The organism is Pedobacter cryoconitis, assembly GCF_014200605.1.
GTDB lineage: Bacteria > Bacteroidota > Bacteroidia > Sphingobacteriales > Sphingobacteriaceae > Pedobacter > Pedobacter cryoconitis_B.
In genome coordinates this window covers 50,377-72,320 of record NZ_JACHCE010000007.1, presented here as the reverse complement: position 1 = coordinate 72,320, position 21,944 = coordinate 50,377, and the positions used below count along the sequence as shown (strand labels likewise).

Genomic DNA, 21,944 nt, shown 5'->3' with positions numbered 1-21,944 from the left:
TATTCGTCAAATGAAGATACTGATCATAGAGGATGAGATAGAACTTGCGGTAAGTATATCAACTTATCTTTCAGGAGAAAATTATATCTGTGAACTTGCTGCAAACTTCAATCAGGCAATGGATAAAATCAGTTTGTATGAATACAACTGTATTTTACTTGACCTGATGTTGCCTGGCGGTGATGGTATGGAAGTTCTGGAAGAATTAAAAAGGCAAAATAAACAAGACGGGGTAATTATCATTTCAGCTAAAGACTCCTTAGATGATAAAATAAAAGGGCTTCAAATTGGAGCAGATGACTATTTGGCCAAGCCATTTCATCTTTCAGAATTAGGAGCAAGAGTATTTTCAGTTATCCGCAGAAAGCAGTTTACCAATGCTAACCTTGTACAACAAAAAGAATTACACATTAACATTCTTGCTAAAACAGTGCGGATAAATGACGTACCCGTTATTCTGACAAAGAAAGAATATGCCTTACTGCTGTATTTCATAGGGAATCAAAACCGGGTTATTTCTAAAAATGCCATTGCAGAACATCTTTCAGGAGATATTGCAGACATGCTGGATAGCCATGATTTTATTTACTCACATATTAAAAACCTGAAAAAGAAATTGAACGATGCAGGTTGTGGCAACTATTTAAAATCGGTTTATGGTACAGGATATAAATGGGAAATATGAAGCGATTACTTGATAAAACCCTGCGGCCTCTTGCCATTTACGCATTAATTGTACTTCTGTTAAGTATTCCGGCATATTATTTCATTGTGGACCGGATCTGGATAAACGAACTCGATAAACATCAATATGCTCTTCGTGATAAGATAGAATCAAGACTTTCAAAGCTAAACCTGCCAGATAGTACCATAGAACAAACTATCAATATATGGAACGAGATAGAACCCGGATTTATACTGACCTCCCATCCAACAGATACGGTAATTAAAGACAGCATTTATACCAGCACCCGTTTTGATCATTTCCTGCAAGACACAGAGCAGTTCCGAAGTCTTTCAACCAGCGTCCGGATTAATCATAAATACTACCGTCTGCTTATAGAAACCAATATGGAAGAAACGGATGAAACGGTAACGGCCATTTCATTAACAGCTATTTTCTTCTTTCTGCTACTCCTTGGTGGATTTATTTTTTTAATAAGAAGATTATCAGCAAGTATCTGGCAGCCCTTTTATGTGACCTTAAACACTATCAAAAAATTCAAGCTCAATAGTGATGAGGGAATCTCTTTTGAAAACAGCAATATCCAGGAATTCAATGAGCTGAATGACAGCCTTGGTAAACTATTAATAAGGAATGTAAACGTATACAAACAGCAAAAAGAATTTACAGAAAATGTCTCCCACGAATTACAGACTCCACTGGCTATAATTCAGTCAAAAATGGACTTATTATTTCAACATCCGGCACTGACAGATGAACAATACACCATCATAGAAAGTGCAAATACAGCGCTCACACGGGTCTCGCGTATCAATAAGAACCTTTTACTACTTGCCCGGATTGAAAATCGACAGTTTGCAGTTGGTGAAACTATAAATTTGTCCCTTCTATTGACAGATCTGACAGACATTTTAACAGAGCACTTAGAAGGAAAGCAATTAACATTAGAAAAAAAAATCCAGCCAGACGTATCACTGCAGACCAATACTGTGCTAATAGAGGTGCTGATAAATAACCTTCTGATTAATGCAATCAAACATAATATACCTCACGGCAGCATCAGTATAGAATTGACCACAAATCAGCTTAGAATAATAAACACAGGAACTAATAGCTTAGCGGAACACAAGCTGTTCAGACGGTTCAGCACGACCTCGGCAATTAACCCTGGCAGCGGATTAGGGCTGGCCATTATCAAACAGATCTGCGACCTTTATCAATGGCAGGTTAATTATAACTTTATAAATAAACAGCATATTTTTATAATCAGCTTCTGAAAATCCAATATTTCTCCCAATTCATAAAGAAACTTTGTCATCAAAAATTACACACAAATTTTGATATGATGCAAAGAATCAAACACATTTTAATCTTATTTCTTTTTTTACCCTTCTGGGGATGGGCGCAACAAACCAATAAAGTAACCTTATCAGGAACAATCAAAGATTCAAAAACAAAGACAACTATTCCTTTTGGAAACGTCCAGCTTAAAACCAGCAGAGAGGGCGCCTTTATTGCCGGAACAGTAAGTGATGGAAACGGCCGGTTTAGCCTGACAGATATCAACAGTGGAAATCATCTCCTTGCTATTTCATATATAGGTTATAAAACCAAACACTTGCCTGTATTGGTTGGCAGCTTAACCACTTTTCTTGACCTTGGCCATATAGAACTGGAAGAAGATGCAAATAACCTGAACGAAATTAAAATTTCAGGTCAGCAAACCAGCGGAATTGGAAATAAAATGGATAAAAAGACCTTTTCTGTTGCTGATAATATCAGTCAGGAGGGCGGTTCAGTACTACAGGTCATGAAGAATTTACCTGGGGTATCCACTACACAGGATGGTAAACTGGAATTAAGAGGAAGTGATAAAGTTTCCATTCTTATAGATGGAAAGCAAACCGCAATTACAGGATTCGCAGGCCAGACAGGCCTGGACAATATTCCGGCATCAGCAATTGAAAAGATCGAAATCATTAATAATCCTTCTGCTAAATTTGATGCCAATGGCAATGCAGGAATTATAAACATCATCTATAAAAAGAATAAACAAGATGGATTTAATGGAAAAGCTACACTCACCAGTGGATTAGGTGCATTATGGCAAAAAAAGGAAAACCTGCCGGGTATCCGTCCGCAATACCAAAACACACCCAAAATCAATCCTTCCCTATCTTTGAATTATCGTAAAAACAAAATTAACACCTTCTTTCAGGGAGATTGGTTATATACCCAAACGTTAAACAGAAACGAATTTGCCGAACGGACTTATGATACCGGAGAAATCATCCGTCAACAAGTAAAACGCAATCGCATTACCACCTTTGCAACAGCCAAAACAGGTATGGATTGGAATATAGATGACTACAATACTGTTACTGTAACAGGCCTTTTCAATAGGGAAAAAATTATTGACCGTGGTGATATCCCGTATTTCAATCACGATTTATCAGTTCGCAGCCGTTTATGGCAATTTTTAGAAGATGAGGTAAAGTATACAGCCTCGGCTTCAGCAATATATCAGCATAACTTCAAACAACCTGGTCATACAGTCAATGCCAGTTTCAATTATACTTTCCACCGGGAAGATGAAAAGTACTTTTTCACCAATATAATGCCTGCCTATACCGGAGAAGATTCGTTTAAGCTCCTTTCTGATGAACAAGTAGCGGATCTGAATGTAGATTATGTCCGTCCTTTAAAACATGGAAAGATTGAAGGCGGCCTGAAGTTTCGCAGAAGAACTATCCCTGTAAACATGCAGTTCTTCCCCGGTTTGAACTCTCCAATCGACATCAATGCTGGTGGATGGGCAGATTATAGGGAGACTATTCCCGCTATTTATGGGAACTACGTTTATGAAAACAATCAGTTTGAGCTGGAAGCTGGATTAAGGGCTGAATATGTAAAAGTAGATTATAAAGTAAATCCAAACCACAATACCTATAAAAGTGAAGGTTACGATTATGCCAGACCATTTCCTAACCTGCGTTTAGCTTATAAGCTGAATGATCAGCATAAAATTTCTATATTTTATAACAGACGTGTAGACAGGCCAAATGAAGTAGATATCCGGATCTTTCCAAAATATGACGAACCAGAAGTTATCAAGGTTGGAAACCCGGCTTTACGTCCACAATTTACCAGCAGCCTGGAACTGGGTTATAAAAACAACTGGGGCAAAGGTTATTTTTATACAGCATTTTATCACCGGATTACAGATGGAACAATAACCCGTATAGCCACACAGGCACCAGCCAGTACACTAATTTACAATGTATTTCAGAATGCAGGGAGAAGTTATAATTCAGGAATTGAACTGATTGTGAAACAAGATCTTGCAGGGTGGATTTCTGTCAATGCCAATGCTAACGTTTATCAGAATACAATTAATGCTTTCCAGATAGAAAATAAATATCCTGTACCAGTAATCTATACTTCAGATCGGGAACAGCTAATTTCCGGGAATTTTAAGATAAACAGTATGTTCCATCTTTCAAATGGATTTGAAGCCCAACTGACAGGAATCTACCTGGCTCCAGATCTTATTCCTCAGGGCAGAGTAAATGCAAGATATTCAGTAGATCTGGGAATCAAAAAAACTATACAGAAAGGTTCAGGAGAACTATTTTTAAACGCTACAGATCTATTAAATACATTAAACATACAAAGGGATATTACAGGTAACGGGTTTCGGATGCGCAGTACAGATTATTATGAAACCCAGGTTTTCAGAATCGGATATAGCTTCAAATTCTAACCATCACAGCTCTTGCTGACCTGCTCAGTTAATGACATTTGGTTGATTAGAAATTATTTATATTTATCGCAGATTATGAAAAGAAAAATCAACCTCCTTCCCATTGTACTTTTTGCCATTTTTATTTTCCTTTTAAACTGGTACGTACTCTCAGGATTTTTAAGTTTAAGTAACTCCGGCTTCGTCACTCCTGCATTTTGCCTGTTTATTATAGCTGCAATCGGATCACTGTTTATAGCCATCAGAAGAATGAATGCACATGGTATGGATTGGTTTTTTAAGATTTCAAGCCATCTGCTGCTTACTCTTTTTGCTGCTGAAGTTGTCTTATCAATTTTCCTGTTTATAGGTGATGTACCAGGACTGTTTACCGGAACAGGCAGAAATATCTATTGGGTAGAAGTATCCTTTCTGATGTTCCTTCTTACTATTTTACTTTTTGTTTATGGAATGATTTTCGGAAAATACAAATATCAGGTTATAAACCATGTTCTTTATTTTGATGATCTGCCCGATAAATTTGACGGTTTTAAACTCGCACAGATTTCTGATGTCCATGCTGGTAGTTTCAATAATCCATCTGCTGTACAAAAAGGGATCACTCTGATCAATCAGCAAAAAGCTGATTTATTCGTATTTACGGGTGACCTGGTTAATAATAAAGCCGAAGAGATTAAACCCTGGATCAGTTATTTTTCACAAATCAAAGCTCCTTATGGTCAGTTTTCTATTTTGGGGAACCATGATTACGGTGATTATGTCAAATGGGAATCTGATAGTGTGAAAGCTAAAAATCTGGAACAACTCAAAACTTACCATAAAGATTTAGGTTTTCAGTTACTTTTAGACAACCATGTTGAACTTAAAAAAGAAGATCAAAAGATCATTCTTGCAGGAGTAGAAAACTGGGGACTCGGTTTTGGAGAAAGAGGTGATCTGAAAAAATCTCTGGAAGGAACTGTCAGTACTGACTTTAAAATCTTATTATCCCACGATCCAAGCCACTGGGAAGAACAAGTTAAAGTCTTTGGTAATAAAGTGCAGCTTACACTTTCAGGCCATACCCACGGTATGCAATTTGGTCTGGAAGCGTTTGGTATTAAATGGAGTCCGGTTAAATACCGCTATGCACACTGGGCAGGGATCAAGCAGGAAAACGGAAGAGTGCTGAATATTAACAGAGGTTTTGGCTTCCTGGGCTTCTCAGGAAGAATAGGGATCTGGCCAGAAATTACCATTATAGAATTAAAGAAAACAGTTAATTAAAGATAAAATCACTCCATAAAAAAGCGCCCCGTAATAATACGGGGCGCTTTTTTATTCAACTTATTTAGCTTCAACAGCGTAAATATACAATTTGCTGTTTCTTACAGGCTGACCCTTGATAGCCAGGTACTCGCCATTGTTATCTCTTAATGCTTTGATTACGAAAGGATCATTTCCTTTGGCGCCAAGATCAAAAGCAATCTTTAACCTGTCGATATGTGTATCTGCATTAACTTTCCATTTTTTCTCCTGATATAAGAAATAAGCAAAAATTACACGGGTATCTCCTTTTGTCTTTCCATCCAGTCTTACAAAGATAGGGTTCGCAGCTTTTAAAGGCTCAACAGCTTTGATATAGAATTCATTAAAATCTGCAAATATTGGTTTTGCGTTATCGTTAGTCATATTATTGTTCTTTCGTATTGTATATATTAATGTATTTTTTACTATAAATTTTAATTAAGATTGCTCTTTTACGTTTCCTGTACGTTTTAAAACGCCCCATCCTTCTAACTCGCCTTTCAATGCCTTACGTACCGATCTGAATAAGACCAGGTACATCAGCTGTCTCCAGTAAAAACGCTGAGGGATAATATAAAGCAATTTTTTATAAGGCTCTTTCTCCATTCTGAATGCTATGCCGGCAAAGAATAAATCTACCAGGATAAATACACAATAGAAAAAGAAAACCTGTCCGAATCCATTATTAAGACTTAGCAAACTACCCATTCCTTCGAGCGTAAGTGAATTTACAGAAGATAAAGAAAACAGTCCGGTAATAATAGACAGCACCATAAAGAAATCTGCCAATGGCGAAAATAATGGAAGTATAATCTGATAGATCAGGATATTAGGCATCCCCACCATTCCAAAATAACCATACTTTTTATTTAAAAGCGTTTTTCTATTTTTCCAGAAACTCTGCATAACTCCAAAACTCCATCTCAGACGCTGCTTCAATAACATATTTACCGTTTCAGGAGCCTCTGTATAAGCAATCGCAGTATCACAGTTTCTAACTGTATAACCAGCTCTCAGAATACGCATAGTCAAATCACAGTCTTCAGCCAGCGTATCGGTAGTGAAACCACCTACTTCCTGGATCACCTGTTTTCTGAAAGCTCCAATCGCCCCTGGCACAACAGTAATAGTATTCAAAATATCAAATGCTCTTCTGTCCATATTCTGAGCTGTAATATACTCAATAGACTGCCAGTTTGTAATCAGGTTGATCTTGTTACCCACTTTTACTGTACCAGCTACCGCTGCAATTTCATCGTCATAGAAATAACGCATCAATTCTGTTATTGCATCCGTTTTCAATTGCGTATCTGCATCAATACAGATCACGAAATCAGTTTCAGAATGCGCAATACCAAAGTTTAGAGCAGAAGCTTTACCCCCATTTACTTTAGTATATATCTTGATATTTGGCATATGACTGAAATGCTCTTTTACCAATTCAACCGTACGATCCGAAGAACCATCATCCACAAAAATGAATTCTGCATTCTTATAAGTAGTCTTTAACAGACTGTTTAAAGTTTGTACTACAGTCACTTCCTCATTATAGGCAGGAATAATAATACTCACCTTCATGTCAGGATTTTCCAGTAATAACAAAGCATCTTTTTTAGTCGCTATTTTCTGTTTAACAGCCAGAATAGCAATAAAAATACTCCTTAACATCGCCAGGATGATCGCCAGGATAAATACATAATTCAGAATTAAAGTTCCATAAGAGAATACATTCAGAAACAGTGTATTTCCAGAAGTAATAAAGCTATTGCGGCCCGCTTTTACCGGAGGCATCAATTCATCTTTCTTCTTGCCAATCAGGTTTCCTATCGTTACAAACTCATATCCTTTAGCCTTAAAATATTTAATAATCCTTGGCAAAGCTTCTACAGTTGCCGAACGGTTACCACCAGCATCATGCAGTAAAAGCACATTTCCATTATTCTGATATTTAACAACAGCATTAAAAATTTCATCTGCACTAATTCCAGGCTGCCAATCCTGCGGATCAATAGACTCCCCGATATTGATATAATTCTGATCCCTGCTTTGTGCTACAGGCAAAATCTCTGCAGAAGTAGAGGGTTCAGCATCAGCATTAAATGGAGGACGGAATAAAATCGTACTATGTCCGGTTACTGCCTCAATTAATTTTCTGGTTGCATTCAATTCAAAATTCACACGCTCAGGGCCTACTTTTGACATATCAGGATGGAAAAATGTATGATTTCCAATCTCATAACCAAGTTTAAATTCTTTGAGCAACAGCCCCATATTCTGCTCGGCCATGATTCCTACAACAAAAAAGCTACCCGGAACTTTTTCTCTCTGCAAAATATCAATGATCTGAGGGGTATAAATAGGATCAGGTCCGTCATCAAATGTCAATACGATTTTCTTCTCTGCATGTCCATATCTGCGGATACTGTATTTTGTAGGCAGATCGACATAAGTCTGATTCGAAATCACATAGTTCTGTGTATCCAGTTTAACATCAATCTTACCCTGTTTAGGAACAGAAACTAAATCCAGCACTTCACCTTCACCAGAGTAATCAATTCTATCATTTAAGCCAATATGAGTTAACTTTTTTAAATCCACTCCACTTTTCCTTACCGAATCAATACTCAGATCCTTAGAAATGAAACTCCATAATCTTGGATCTTCAGCTCCCATACGCCAGATGGCTATACCAGCAACATCCCAGTCGTCAGCCTTTCTGATCAGGTTAAAATTGGTAGCTGCGTCAGTAAAAAACACCTGGTGATGTAAACCCGATTCATCCGTATAGTTATAATTAAGATTTGCTGAAACAGGATCGTATTTGATCTTGCCACCATACCTGTTTGCATTGGCAATGGCCTGTTGATAGGTTACATTTTTACCTACGTCTTTATCCGGCCAGTCATAACCATAACAAGCCAGTGCCAGGATAACTTTTTCAGAAGATATCTTTTGACAGATTTTATCCAGTTGCTCTTCTACCCATTGCTGGTGAGAAACATCACCCGCATTACTGTTTTCACTATGCTGATCATAAGCCATCACGAAAACATAGTCATTATATTTCTCCAGTAATGGTAAGTTATAATCATCATTTTCAGGAGAAATATCCTGCGTAACAATCATATTCTGTGCATGGAGTTTCTCATACAGATTTTTCTGAAATGCAGCAAGTGGTGCATCAGACTTCTCTTTGATCTCTTCAAAATCAATATTTACGCCATGAAATCCGTATTTCTTTAAAGATTTGATCAGGTTATCAATAAACCTGTTCTGTAAAGACTTATTCTGCAACAGCTTATGAATAGCATTACCATCAAAACGATCTACACTAAAGTTCGAAACCATAGCAATGGCTACCTTTTTATGCTTATTGATCACTTTCATCGCCTCTACATTCACCTGATCAATTAATGTATCCGCACCATTCTTAATAAAAAAGGACTCCGTAACCACCATATCAAGATGTTTGATATTGTCTTTTAAATCGGTCAGCGATTGCGGATCCCAGTTAACATAAAAACCGGCATTGATCCTGGCTTTATTATTCGGGTGTTTAAGCCGGTTTATTTTCTGGTGTTCTTGTATATGCAGCAATTTCTTTTTAGAAATTTTAAAATCTGAATATGTTTTTGATTTTTTAATGTCCTCAATCTGTTTCTTGCTTAAAGTAGCCGTACTATTGATAATGGGCAAATTTGGATAATGATTAGAAAGCAGCGTATAGGCTACGCACGCGGAAGCAATAATGAACACTATAAAAAGCATTCTGGTAACCCATTGAAAAGTAATCCATCTACTTTTCTTTGTGGTCTGAAAAATCTGTTTTTCGGGCATTTGTGGAATAAATAATTAGCATTCAAGATTAAACTATAGCCTTTTCTGCCTGAAGCAGCAGGAAATATTAAAAGAGCAATAATTAAAAAAATCTTAATATTGTTCAAATATAAGGAGAATTTGACAAAAAAACCGGAGATAATGGGGAGATTTGTATAACCATAAATCAGGATGTCAGTTAATACCGAAAAAACCATTCAGCGAAAAATTATTCACATAGATATGGATGCATTTTATGCAACCGTAGAACAGCGTGATTTTCCTGAGTACAGAGGTAAACCAATCGTAGTTGGCGGCTCTCCTGATGGCCGTGGTGTAGTAGCTACAGCAAGTTATGAAGCCCGTGAATTTGGTATACATTCGGCTATGTCTTCTCATAAAGCTATTCAGCTCTGCCCCCATGCTATATTTGTAAGACCAAGATTTGATGCTTATAAAAGCGTTTCCGTTAGTATCAGAGAAATATTCGGGCGTTATACAGATCTGATAGAGCCCCTTTCTTTAGACGAAGCTTATCTTGATGTCACCACTGATAAACTGAATATAGGTTCTGCACTTGAAATAGCCAAACAAATTAAAGATGCTATCCGCAATGAGCTGAATCTATCTGCTTCTGCAGGTGTGTCCAGTAATAAGTTTGTAGCTAAGATCGCTTCAGATATGAATAAACCTGATGGATTAACTTTTATAGGGCCTTCAAAGATCAATGCTTTCATGGAAAAGCTACCAGTCGAAAAGTTTTTTGGTGTAGGCAGGGTAACAGCCGATAAAATGAAGAAGATGGGACTCTATAATGGCTCAGATCTTAAAAAAATGTCTGAACAGGAGTTGATCCGTAAATTCGGTAAGACTGGAAAATTCTATTATAAAATAGTCAGAGGTATAGACGAGCGTCCGGTACAGCCCCATCGCCCAAGTAAGTCCATCAGTGTTGAAGATACCTTTGGAAAAGATCTGATCTCTACAGAAGAATTGTTTGCCGAACTGGAGCAAATTGCAGAAAAATTGGCAGAGAGACTAGAAAAAAGCAGGTTAAAAGGAAAGACAGTGACGCTTAAAATCAAATTTGATGATTTTAAACAATTGACAAGAAACCAGTCCTTTCCAAATCCGGTAGCAGATTATGCTTCCATTGTTACAGCCGCCAAAGAACTGCTTTTAAAAGTCGGAACAGAAGAGCGAAAAATTCGTTTACTTGGCATTACGCTAAGTAATTTTGGGACTCAGATCTCTTCAGGCAAATTTGTTGATCCTGATCAGATGGAATTATTTTAATAATTCTTTAATTTGCGCCATGGCACATGCAATTATAGAAGAAGAAACATTTGACAAGATAGATTTCACGAAAGACCCTTTAAAAAAGGCAGAATATGAATACTGTAATTTCAAAAATTGCGATTTTTCAAATACTGATCTTTCAGGATTTGTGTTTCTGGAATGCGAATTTTCAGCTTGTAACTTAAGTTTAGCTAAACTAACAAAGACTGCTTTAAGAGAAGTTAAATTCAAGAACAGTAAAATGCTGGGCTTATCCTTTGAAAGTTGTAATGAATTTGGCTTTGCAGTCTCATTCGACAATTGCATACTGGATCATTGCTCTTTTTACCAGGCCAAACTGAAAAAGACTTCTTTCAAAGATGCTAAAATTCATCAGGCAGACTTCACAGAAACTGACTTAAGCAATTCTGTTTTTGACAATTGCGATCTTTTCAGAACAACTTTTGAAAATACCATACTTGAAAAAACTGACTTTCTAACCGCCTATAATTATTCTATTGACCCTGAATTAAACAGGATAAAAAAAGCAAAATTCTCTATGGCCGGTATAGCCGGGCTTTTGGATAAATACGATATAGAAATTAAGGGATAACTTCAAACAGCATAAACTGGCTTTGTTCTCTTTTATAGAAATTATTATCCGCCACAAATATTACTGTCTGATGCCCGTTTGGCAAAACAGGCCCTAAAGTTGCACCTTCAATATTATCAATATAGATACCAAGGTCATCCATATTTAACAGTAATTTCTTCTTCACAGGATGACTGGCAGGATTATCCTTTAAAGATTTTGTATAGATAACATTAGTGGCATCCTGTAGATCAGCCAAAAAAACCTTAATATTAGCCCCGTCGTGACCTGCCGAGTAAGAGCGTTCGGTAATCAGCATCCGGTTATTACCTAACCAAAGTATATCCGGGATTCCATTGTTATATTCCCCGCCTTCTTTAACAGGCCGCACAGCTACCGGCTCTAGCTCATAAGCGTACTGAGCGGTATTCAGTTTAGTCTTTAAATCAAATTTATAAATCCTGATAAATGCCTTATTTCTAACAAACTCTGCACGTGGTCCATCCTGATATAATGGTTCTTCAAGGTTAACATATAAACTCTTAAAATCATCAGCAAAAGTAAGCCCTTCTAAAACACCATTTCTTCTTGGACCACTTTCTATGGTATGCATTCTAAGATTATCCGGTAATGGAATCGAATCCACATATTTTCCTTGGGTAGAAATAATATTAATTGTTGGATCAATCAATGTGGTATCACCATTTTTTAAAATTCGCTCCCCTTCACTTGTCCAGATCAGTTGTTTAGTTACACCATTAAAGCGCATAGCTTCAGGATCAGTAGTCCGTGTAGCACTGACAGTTAATTTAGGATAAGTTGAGCCGTCTTTCTGATACAGTGTTTTCACTCCATTTATCGTCACTTCACTAATTCCTGATGCCGACAGTGTAATTTTAGCGGTATAAAATCTGGCCGGATTTATCGTAGACCTATCGTCAGAGATCATGTAATAAAGCTTGCTTTCCGGATCGAAATCTATAGCAGATAAGCCTCCTACAGTAGTCCCTTTATATTGCAGGTTATGCGGGAGAACATAAGTATTTATATACTTCAAACTGCTAAAAGCCGGTAATAGCTGTTGTTTAGCAGTCATATTTCTAGAAATAGCGCAGCCTACAAGGGATAAGGCTACAAAAAAAAATAAAACTATTTTAGAGTAGAAAAATCGATTCAACATATCATAAAATCTAAACACAGACATTATTCCGTCTCTGAAAACCAGGACAAATATACGGTGAGAACAAAATAAAAGCGGGTGTTTATTTAAATAAACACCCGCTTAAAAAAAAATAATAAGGCCATCAATTAGCTTCTGCCAGGATAGTAAGTTTTCATATATAAAACATCTTTCGCAGAAATAGTTGTGTTATTAGCCGCAATAGTTTTATTGTTTGTCGTAAAACGGGCTTCGACAGGATAATGCATAATAGAAGAAGAATCATAAGCAGTGTAATTTAAACCTGTTCTTGACTCTACAGCCAATACATTAAAATCAACATCCGCTTTAGACCAGTTATTAGGAGGACCCATATAGTAGTCATATACAGCCTGAGTATTCCATGGAATATTAGCATCAGGATGAGACTGTTCATGGTTAAGTCCTAAAGCATGACCAAATTCATGCGTCACTGTTCTCCTGAATTCAGTATCACTTGTACTGTCATTAAACCAGCCATAGTTCATTGAAGGTGAATAGTTTTTAGACTCCTTACCTACATAAGACCACGAACCATCATTGGCAAATGCAATTTTAATATCAGCCGCTGCATTGTCTGCTACGAACGAAAAAGTAATGTTTGCAGAAGTTTCCCATGTTTTAGCATATTGTTTGACTTTACTGCGGACATAGGTTGAACCTCCGATAAAACGAACCTTAATTGTACTTCCATTTGGCCAGAGCTGGTTTGCCGGGCCGTTCGCCTCAGTGACCGGGCCGTTGTGAACAGGAACCTTCATCTGGCAGGTAAAATCTGTGTGTAAGCCAGTTTCCTGGACTTTTTGAGTGTTGTCAGCTGGTGCTGGATTTTCAGCATTTTTCTTACAGCTGGTCAGGCAGAAAAGCGCTGCTGCGCTAATCCATAGGAATTTGTTTTTCATATTAATAGATTTAATAGTATAGGTATCAGCAATTTAAGAAAATTATTTATACTAAAAAATATATATTGAATAATCCGTCAATTTATTGAGAGAACTGATTGTTGATATATTTTAAAGAAAAACAAAAAAGGCAGCTTATAAAAGCTGCCTTTTTCTATACATATGTGATTATTATATTTTTATTTAGTAGCTATAAAGTCAATTATAGTTTGAGCAGTAAATTCAGGCTCTTCCTGTGCAGGATAATGTGCGGTTTTAGTTGCCTTTACCATTTTGAGATTTTTAACTTTAGCAGGCAGTACTGCTCCCATCCAGTCATAAAAGGCACCTGCTATTCCAAGTACTGGAAGTTCAAGCGGAGCGTAAGATTTCTGATCTTCAATATCCCTGGCAAAATTTTGGAACCATGCATTCGCTGCCCTGATATCATCTTTAGTCTGGTAAGCTGAAAAATATACGGAGCGATCAAATGAACTGATACTATTTTGATCCACAAGCGAATTTTGAAAAAACCACTCAAAGATAAAATGTGCACGTCCCTCCATGAGTTGTTCTGATAAACCTTTGACCTGAAAAAATGACCACCACCAAAAATAAGGTGTGTCTATACTTAGTCGTTCTCCATCAAAACCACCATAAGGGGGAATAAGAGTAAGCTGATACATACTTTCTTCCGGATGATTTGCATCCAACAAGATCAACTTAGCGGTCTGATCAGGATGGTTCGCAGCAAAACTAAATGCAATCATTGCTCCGATATCGTGCCCTGCGATATGAACAGGTCCAAGCCCTAACTCCTTAACAAGTTCAGAAATGTCACTTGCCATGTTTTTTTTGTCATACCCATCCACTGGTTTATCTGAACTCCCCATACCACGGTAGTCTACAACAATTACATCATAATATTCAGCCAGCACAGGCATGATTTTATGATAAGACCACCAGGTTAATGGCCAGCCTGGTAAAAGGATAAGAGGAAGACCAGCCCCACCACGCACATAGTGAAGATTAATTCCATTAACAGCTACAAAATTACTCGAAAAGCCAGGTAGTGAATTTACTAATGATTCGTTTTTAATTGATGATGTATTCACCGGTTCCATATGAAAAATGATTAATATTTTAAAATGACAAAGACAAAATGTCTTTTTTTGCCCGGAAAGAACAAGCTAGAGGAGCTTGTTAACTATTTTCCTTGCTTTAAGTATTTGCTCGGTACTACTGAATATAGTGCTGCTGACATCCACTCCATCTAAAAGAAAGAATATCATATCAGTCAGTTCTTCATCAGACAGAAAACCCTGAATATGAGCATCTTTAACCAGATCCGATATGTATTGTTTAAATGTCAGCTTGAACTGCTTTACTTCGGCAGATACGCTTTCATATTGACTTCCTACTTCGCTTGTAATTTTAATAAAAGGACAGCCCCCAAAATTTAAACGCTCCTGAAAAAGCACTTCAAAATCAAAAAGCCCCAATAATTTCTCTCTTGGTGATTCTATTGGCAATAGAAATTTGTCGATTTCTTCAAACCAAAATCGGCTGCACTTATCCAGATAAGTCAATAAAAGATCTGTTTTTGATTCAAAATTGTAATATAATGAACCACGAGCTACCCCAGCTTCATCGATTACCTGGTTTATTCCTGTCAAATTGTAACCCTGTCCATAAAATAAACGAGTAGCTGTTTCCAAAACTTTATCTTTTACTGCTGATGATTTCATAAACAAAAGTATTTATTTTAGACAGACTAGTCTAATTGATTTTTAATGATTGCCAAAAAATGACAAATCACAAAAAGGAGACTTTTTGATAGTCAGAAAATAATGCAGACTGCGTTAAGAAGCTGCAAAAAAAAAGCCTGCATCATAAATATTTACGACGCAGGCTCTTTTCATGAAATGGATCAGCTTTAGCTTCTTCCCGGATAATATGTTTTCATATATAAAACATCCTTAGCAGAAATGGTGGTATTATTAGCTGCGATAGTTGTATTATTCGTAGTAAAACGGGCTTGAACTGCATAATGCATAATAGAAGAAGAATCGTAAGCCGTATAATTTAAGCCTGTTCTGGACTCTACACGCAACACATTAAAGTCAATTTGAGCTTTAGACCAGTTATTAGGAGGTCCCATATAGTAATCATATACAGCCTGGGTATTCCATGGAATATTAGCGTCAGGGTGTGACTGCTCATGATTAAGTCCTAAGGCGTGGCCAAACTCATGGGTAATGGTCCTTCTGAATTCCACATCACTGGTATTGTCAGTAAACCAGCCATAGTTCATAGATGGCGAATACTGTTTTGATGTCGTTCCAATATAAGACCATGATCCTGCTCCACTTGTAAAACCGACTTTAATATCAGCGGCAGCATTATCTGCCACAAAAGAAAAAGTAACATTTGCTGAAGCTTCCCAGCTTTTAGCATACTGTTTAACTTTTTCACGTACAAGTGCAGAACCACCTATGAAACGTACTTTAATTGTACTTCCATTTGCCCAAAGTTTGTTGGATGGGCCATTCGACTCAGTGGCAGGGCCACCTGCTTCTGGCTGCTTCATTTCACAGACAAATTCAGTATGTAAACCGGTTTCCTGAACTTTTTGATCATTGTTTACAGGCGCAGAATTATCTGCATTTTTCTTACAGCTGGTCAGGCAGAACAGTACGGCAGTACTGAAAAATAGAAATTTGTTTTTCATAAAATAGATTTTTTAAATAGATGTAAAGCAATTTATAAAAAAAATATTTCTATTGTTATATATTATTATAGATTATCAGTTAATGATTTCATAAAATCAACAATCTCGCGCATCTCTTTTTCTGATAAGTTTAAAGGCTTAGCAGATAAGGTCTGTCCGGGTAAATCCAATCCTAAACCAGCACCTCCACCTTTATTGTAAAAATCTACTACCTGGTATAAATCTTTAAAGACTCCATTATGCATATAAGGAGCTGTCATTTCAACATTGCGAACTGTGGGTGTCTTAAATGCAGCTTCGTAATAGCTGATCGGAAAGAAATCATGCCTGCCCCTGTCCTTATCTTTTTTCGCGTTTTTGAAATCGGCATTCGCAGGAGTACCTAATATCTCGTATTCAGTTAATTTATAATATGGTGGAATCAAACCATTAAAAAGCGGAGCAAAGTGACAACTTCCACACTGTGCCTTTCCCATAAATAAGTTAAAGCCTTTAAGGGCCTCGCTTTTAAGCGCTTTTGAATCTCCGTTCATATACCTGTCAAAGGCCGAGTTCCTGGGATTAAGCTCACCTAAATAAGCGGCCAGCGCATCTGCTACAGTCTTTATATTAATGGCGTTTACAGCCATCTCTGGAAATGCAGCCGCAAAATCACGCCTATAATCAGCAGATTTATTCAGTTCAGCAACAATCACCTGATGATCTCCATTCATTTCAAACGGATTAGAAATTACAGTCTTAATTTGCTCCTGTAAACTTTTTGCACGTCCATCCCAGAACTGACTATATTGAAAGCCTGCATATAATAGAGATGGTGCATTTCTGGAAACTGAGCTTTTCCCGTCAAAAGCAGTACTGGTTTTTAATTGCTCACTAAAATACTGATCAGGATGATGGCAACTGGCGCAGCTTCTTTTTAAATTTCCTGACAATGCTTTTTCCAGAAAAAGCTTTTTACCTAAAGCAACCATTTTCAGATTTCTGTTTGCTGCATCCGGAAATACATTTGAAGGAATTGCATCAGGACTAAAAATATTTTTAGCCTCATAATTTAACACACTCTTCTGCTGGAGTTCAGATTTTGAAGATTGAATAAAATTTCTAAGCTGTTCCTGTAAAGGCAAGGCATAATGCCTTAAAAATTCCATCCGGTCAAAACTGTCGAAATCGGGATGCTGATGTAAATAATCAACAGTGGCTCCCAACTGCTGATTCAGCAAAGCCGATCCTGGCAGATCTTTTTTGATATAGGGTAATAATACCTTTTGAACAGTGAATATACTTTGATAAGATTCTTCTATTCCACTCTTTAGTTCTGGCGCATCATATCCTGTAATACTTAAAGTAATAACCTTAACTAATTCTAAACGTACACTTTCCAATACCTGATTATCGCTTGCATCGAAACCATAAAGCAAAGCAGGTAAGTCGGCTGCTGAGGAAACCAGTAACTCAGCCTGATCTGCTAATTCTTTCTGATGCACTAATGGGTCAGCATCAAATAACATCGCTTCTATCACCTGAAATCCGGAGGGCTCCTGGTATTCCATATAAGGTTCTTCGACCTCTACTTTTGCTGGCCGGTTATAAATAAGAGAAGAACTCTGAAAGAAATAGTCCATAAAAAATTCTATCCTTTTATAAGCCATCCGGCTATTTTTAAGGGCTTCTTTAGCAGCATTGATCCTGGCGCCGCTCAACTCTTTTTGAGTGATGCTAATTTCTTTCTTCCCCTTGCCTGAAGAATTTTCCTCAAGCAGTGACACCGCATTTTGCAATTCTCTTGTACTTTGCTCAAACAGGATGAAACTGGTTTTCATTTCATCCGTCAGAGGCTTCAGACCAATCCTGTCTGTTGATTCTTTTAAACCTAAAACAACAGACAGGCAGGTTATGAATAATAAAAACTGGATAATAATTTTCAGTTTATTTTGGTACATGTACTTTAGCAGCTTTTTTTACAATGGTAAACTGATCCCGGATTTCTCCATCAGCACATACCCATTTTAAATCCAGACGATTGCCTTCTACTTCCAGCACACTTGCACCACCATGTTCAGCATCAGAAAAATACATTGCATGATGCGGATAAGTCAATTGTTTCCCACCCAATTTCCCGGCAGAGCCACTAACTACATAGACTGTACCCTGGTTATGCGCAGGGTCTTTCTGATAAGGAGCCGAATCTTTGCTGCCATCATTCCTGCCAGAAGAAGTACTCAGGTTGTGTTTTTTAGCATCAAAAGTATTAGCAGGTCCATAATGGCCTTTCATCATTCTGCTTCGTTCATAATCATGGCTATGCCCGTTTAAAACCAGGTCTACTCCTTCACGCTCAATAATACGGATAAAATTCTCTCTGATTTTAACCAGCTCTTCTTCCTGATCAGAATTATGTGAACCCATCGTATAAGGAGGGTGATGCCAGAAAGCAATAACCCATCCCTTGTTCTTATTTTCTGCCAGATCTTTCTTGATCCAGTTGACCTGCGGGCCTAAAGTATCATATAACCGGTAGGTCTGATCTTCTTTACCATAAGAGTCGAGCGAGATGAAATGTATATTTCCAATATCAAAAGAATAAAAAGCCTGGGTATGAGAAGGTGTGCCACCCGACTCACCATTTACAGGCATAGAAAAATTCTGATAATAAGCAGTTTCATGAGTTTCCTGCGCACGTTTTGATGAAAGATCCGTATCATGATAATCGTGATTTCCGGGAGCAGGAAATAAAGGATACTTTTTTAACAGATCATCCTTATAGATATTAAAGAATTTACTTTGAAACTCAGAATCAGTTCCATCAGAATAAGCATTATCACCTAACAGGATCCATGCTGTCAGGTCATTTTTACCTATATATTTCAATACCTGCTCTTTTACCCTGCGCTGATTGATTGAATTATCCCCGCAATCACCAAGCGCTGCAATCCGGTAACGTCCAATTTTTCCAGGCTCTGGTAAGGTCACGAAATAATTGTCCTGATTACCCTGAAGTGTATCTTTCAACCCTCCTATCGCATAATAGTATTTAGTAGCCGGTAAAAGCCCTTTTAACTGTATTTTATGTTCAGTTAACAATGCAAGATCTTCGGTTGTCTGATCAAGTTTACCTAAAGTTGTACCATATTTCACTTTACTTCTGGAGGAGACATCTGTTCTCCAGCGGATCAGTATCCCTGTACTGCTTGCTACCTGCAGATAAGGTCCGCGAATAAGTCTGACAGGCTCACTTTCGGCCCCTTTCTGGTTTTCCTGTGCAGACAACATCAGCGTCATCGCACAAGAAAAGAATAACAATATTGATTTCTTTATCATCTTATTTTTTAAGCTTAAGGTCTTTACCAGCTATATCTTCCCAGCGGTAATAGTGAAAAGTTTTATCATCACTCATCACGACAAACAGGCCGTGTTTGAAAGTATCATTTAGCGGTACATTCACTACATCAGATCCATCACTATGACCAGCACTTACATTCACAATTTTCAATAACTGATGATCAAAAGGATTTTTTGCAGTGCCAGCTCTATTAAAAATCTGGAAGCGGTTAGCTCCCTGATCTGAAACCAGGATGTATCCTTCAGTAGCTGAAGTTTTGTAGATAGAAATCCCTTCATGGTCTTCCTTAAAACCAGTAGTAGCAAATAAAGCCAATTCTTCATTTCCTTTTTCAGGATCAGCATAATACTGACGTACGCCAAATTGTTCATCTGAGTAATAAATATAACCCAGTTCATTATCTACTGCAATGGCTTCAATTTCCTTTTTGCCGCTATAATTTCCAAACTTCCTTACTAATTCTGCTTTCACATGCCCTGTTCCATCGTCAGACAGCAAATATTGCCATAAATAAGAACCATCTTTAGGACCTGTTTTACGTCCGGCAATGGCATACATTTTACCTGTTTTGCTGGTATAAATAGAAATACCCATCAGATCTCTGAATTCTTTCTCTGTTTCCCCTTCAAAAACAGGCAGACCTCCCTGATCAACAGGTTTCATGTCAGGTAAAGAAAAAATCCTGAGTTTATGCGTAAAACGTTCTGTAGTTATAGCGATATCGGTCGCTTTCCCATTCAGTATTAAACCATAAGCAACATCTACGTTATTTGGCCTTTTAAGCCCTTTAACAACCAGATCACGTTGAATTTTACCTTGTAAATCAAAAACATATAACGCACCATCTGATGCCTTATCAGTACCAATCACCAGACTTTTTGAAGGATCTGCAGGATTAACCCAGATTGCAGGATCATCAGAATCGAATTGTACTTTTTCAGAAACGATTACAGGCTTAATAACAGTTGAATCAGCAACAACAGCGGCCGTATTGGCCTGAGTCAGTTTTTCGCTGCAGCCTGCAAACAAAAAGGGTAATACTATAAAAAGATATTTCGAGTGGTATTTTAACATAAATATTTAGAATGATGTGTATTGATTATTTTACCCCGAATGCGCCAATATTGACAGATGGTGCGGGTGAAGCATATAAAATACCATTTATAGTCAATCCATCTGGAAAATTACGGACAAAAGCTGTTGTACCTTTATTTATTGCAGCCGAACCTGGTAATAAATGAAAATCCCAGCTTTCATTTAATACAGCGTTATCTGTTGCAGTATTAAGCGGATAATTAACAAATTTAGGGTCATTATCTCCTGCCACTTTACTGATTACATCGTTAGTTCCGGCAATAATATCAGTTTTTGGCTGGAACTGATCTACAGTAGCCTGGTTGTACCCATAATATAAAGAATTCTTAAATACAGAACGTTTATCTTCCGTAAGTTTAAGATCTCTTTTAATTCCAAAACGGGCATTAGCAAACAGGTTATTATATAATTCTGCATACACTGAAGATTCCAGCCATACCGAACCGCCTTTTGCAGTTGGCCTTCTCCAGCCCGTATTCAATATGGTATTGTTATAGGCAACAATATGTGCCTGTGGTGTGCGGTCTCCAACGTTCGAAAGTTTAAGCGCATTGGTATTTGTTCCATAAAACAGGTTATAACTCACATCAGCAAGACATCCTGATTTAATATTAATAGCTTCACCACCTACTAAACCAGTGCTGTAAAATTTATTATTGGAGAAAATACTCTTTCCTCCTTCAATGTAAGTACAATCATCTCTGAAATATCTGAAGGTACTGTTAGTCACTGCCAGCTTACCTTTTACATTCGAAAACCATAATGCCGGAGTATTTTCTCCACTTTTAGCTTTATATAACCCCATTTTCACAGAAGTTGATGCCTCTGTAGTTGTACCACCACCGTATTCCAGAATCGTATTATCCAGTACCAGCTCTGTGCAGGTTGTTGCAGCGAGTATCCCTCCCCAGAGTTTACCAAATTTATTGGCAGCAGTCCTGTAATTTTCTTCTATAGTGATTTTCACAGGGCTTGCAGCAGTTCCCATGGAATATAAGTTCCCTAAAACAATGAATTCAGGTTTTGCAATAGTATCCATAATCACAGTCACACCTTCTTCAATAACCAATGATTTTGTTGCCGGAACAATGATATCTCCTGTCACGCGGACCACACTTCCTTTGGTCCAGATCCCAAATACCTCACCCGAAATACCATTGCCATTTTGAACAATCGGGGTGGTATCTACATCCGAATTCGCTTTCTTACAGCTGGCAAAAAGTGCAGTCATTAAGACTGCAGCTATTAAAAATCTATTTAGTTTCATTTCTTTATTGT

The 21,944-nt window shown here is 37.4% G+C and carries 17 protein-coding genes; 6 read left to right on the top strand and 11 right to left on the bottom strand.

Going from position 1 to position 21,944, the window contains the following annotated elements; all coding sequences use genetic code 11:
* Positions 1-10 precede the first annotated feature (10 nt).
* From HDE68_RS19305 to HDE68_RS19290, 4 genes are all read left to right on the top strand, one after another.
* Positions 11-685 (top strand): response regulator transcription factor, encoded by a 675-nt coding sequence (locus tag HDE68_RS19305; protein WP_183883875.1) that lies wholly within the window; start codon positions 11-13, stop codon positions 683-685.
* On the top strand, positions 682-1,962 hold the full coding sequence (locus tag HDE68_RS19300) for a sensor histidine kinase (protein WP_183883874.1): 1,281 nt from the start codon (positions 682-684) through the stop codon (positions 1,960-1,962). Before HDE68_RS19305 ends, HDE68_RS19300 begins: the two co-directional genes overlap by 4 nt.
* Before the next feature lie 65 nt (positions 1,963-2,027).
* Positions 2,028-4,448 carry a TonB-dependent receptor domain-containing protein gene (locus tag HDE68_RS19295; RefSeq protein ID WP_183883873.1) on the top strand — a complete coding sequence of 807 codons (2,421 nt, stop codon included), beginning with the start codon at positions 2,028-2,030 and terminating at the stop codon, positions 4,446-4,448.
* A 75-nt stretch (positions 4,449-4,523) separates the two neighbouring features.
* Positions 4,524-5,714, top strand: coding sequence for a metallophosphoesterase (locus HDE68_RS19290; protein WP_183883872.1), 1,191 nt, complete (start codon positions 4,524-4,526; stop codon positions 5,712-5,714).
* Positions 5,715-5,774: 60 nt separating this feature from the next.
* On the opposite strand, the gene HDE68_RS19285 is transcribed toward HDE68_RS19290, so the two are convergent.
* On the bottom strand, positions 5,775-6,119 hold the full coding sequence (locus HDE68_RS19285) for a hypothetical protein (protein ID WP_183883871.1): 345 nt from the start codon (positions 6,117-6,119) through the stop codon (positions 5,775-5,777).
* Positions 6,120-6,173: 54 nt separating this feature from the next.
* Positions 6,174-9,572 carry a glycosyltransferase gene (locus tag HDE68_RS19280; protein WP_183883870.1) on the bottom strand — a complete coding sequence of 1,133 codons (3,399 nt, stop codon included), beginning with the start codon at positions 9,570-9,572 and terminating at the stop codon, positions 6,174-6,176.
* 171 nt (positions 9,573-9,743) lie between these two features.
* On the opposite strand from HDE68_RS19280, the gene dinB reads away from it, so the two are divergent.
* On the top strand, positions 9,744-10,847 hold the full coding sequence (gene dinB / locus HDE68_RS19275) for a DNA polymerase IV (RefSeq protein WP_183883869.1): 1,104 nt from the start codon (positions 9,744-9,746) through the stop codon (positions 10,845-10,847).
* A gap of 19 nt (positions 10,848-10,866) precedes the next feature.
* Positions 10,867-11,442 carry a pentapeptide repeat-containing protein gene (locus tag HDE68_RS19270; RefSeq protein WP_183883868.1) on the top strand — a complete coding sequence of 192 codons (576 nt, stop codon included), beginning with the start codon at positions 10,867-10,869 and terminating at the stop codon, positions 11,440-11,442.
* On the opposite strand, the gene HDE68_RS19265 is transcribed toward HDE68_RS19270, so the two are convergent.
* From HDE68_RS19265 to HDE68_RS19225, 9 genes are all read right to left on the bottom strand, one after another.
* The gene (locus HDE68_RS19265; RefSeq protein ID WP_183883867.1) at positions 11,432-12,517 is read right to left on the bottom strand and encodes an esterase-like activity of phytase family protein; all 1,086 of its coding nucleotides are present in this window, start codon (positions 12,515-12,517) and stop codon (positions 11,432-11,434) included. The two genes, HDE68_RS19270 and HDE68_RS19265, sit on opposite strands and share 11 nt — an antisense overlap.
* A 212-nt stretch (positions 12,518-12,729) precedes the next feature.
* Positions 12,730-13,521 (bottom strand): M12 family metallopeptidase, encoded by a 792-nt coding sequence (locus tag HDE68_RS19260; RefSeq protein WP_183883866.1) that lies wholly within the window; start codon positions 13,519-13,521, stop codon positions 12,730-12,732.
* Between the two features lie 179 nt (positions 13,522-13,700).
* A complete protein-coding gene (locus tag HDE68_RS19255) occupies positions 13,701-14,624 on the bottom strand; it encodes an alpha/beta fold hydrolase (protein WP_183883865.1) in 924 nt (307 codons plus the stop codon).
* Positions 14,625-14,690: 66 nt separating this feature from the next.
* Positions 14,691-15,248: a TetR/AcrR family transcriptional regulator gene (locus HDE68_RS19250; protein WP_183883864.1), complete on the bottom strand. Its 558-nt coding sequence runs from the start codon at positions 15,246-15,248 to the stop codon at positions 14,691-14,693.
* A gap of 188 nt (positions 15,249-15,436) precedes the next feature.
* Positions 15,437-16,231: a M12 family metallopeptidase gene (locus HDE68_RS19245; protein ID WP_183883863.1), complete on the bottom strand. Its 795-nt coding sequence runs from the start codon at positions 16,229-16,231 to the stop codon at positions 15,437-15,439.
* A 65-nt stretch (positions 16,232-16,296) separates the two neighbouring features.
* Entirely contained in the window at positions 16,297-18,171 is a 1,875-nt protein-coding gene (locus HDE68_RS19240) for a cytochrome c peroxidase (RefSeq protein WP_221300819.1), read from the bottom strand.
* Positions 18,158-19,549, bottom strand: coding sequence for a purple acid phosphatase family protein (locus HDE68_RS19235; RefSeq protein WP_221300818.1), 1,392 nt, complete (start codon positions 19,547-19,549; stop codon positions 18,158-18,160). The genes HDE68_RS19240 and HDE68_RS19235 overlap by 14 nt, the downstream gene beginning before the upstream one ends.
* A gap of 1 nt (position 19,550) precedes the next feature.
* Positions 19,551-20,645 (bottom strand): phytase, encoded by a 1,095-nt coding sequence (locus HDE68_RS19230; RefSeq protein WP_183883862.1) that lies wholly within the window; start codon positions 20,643-20,645, stop codon positions 19,551-19,553.
* Positions 20,646-20,670: 25 nt separating this feature from the next.
* Entirely contained in the window at positions 20,671-21,933 is a 1,263-nt protein-coding gene (locus tag HDE68_RS19225; protein ID WP_183883861.1) for a right-handed parallel beta-helix repeat-containing protein, read from the bottom strand.
* Positions 21,934-21,944: the final 11 nt, after the last annotated feature.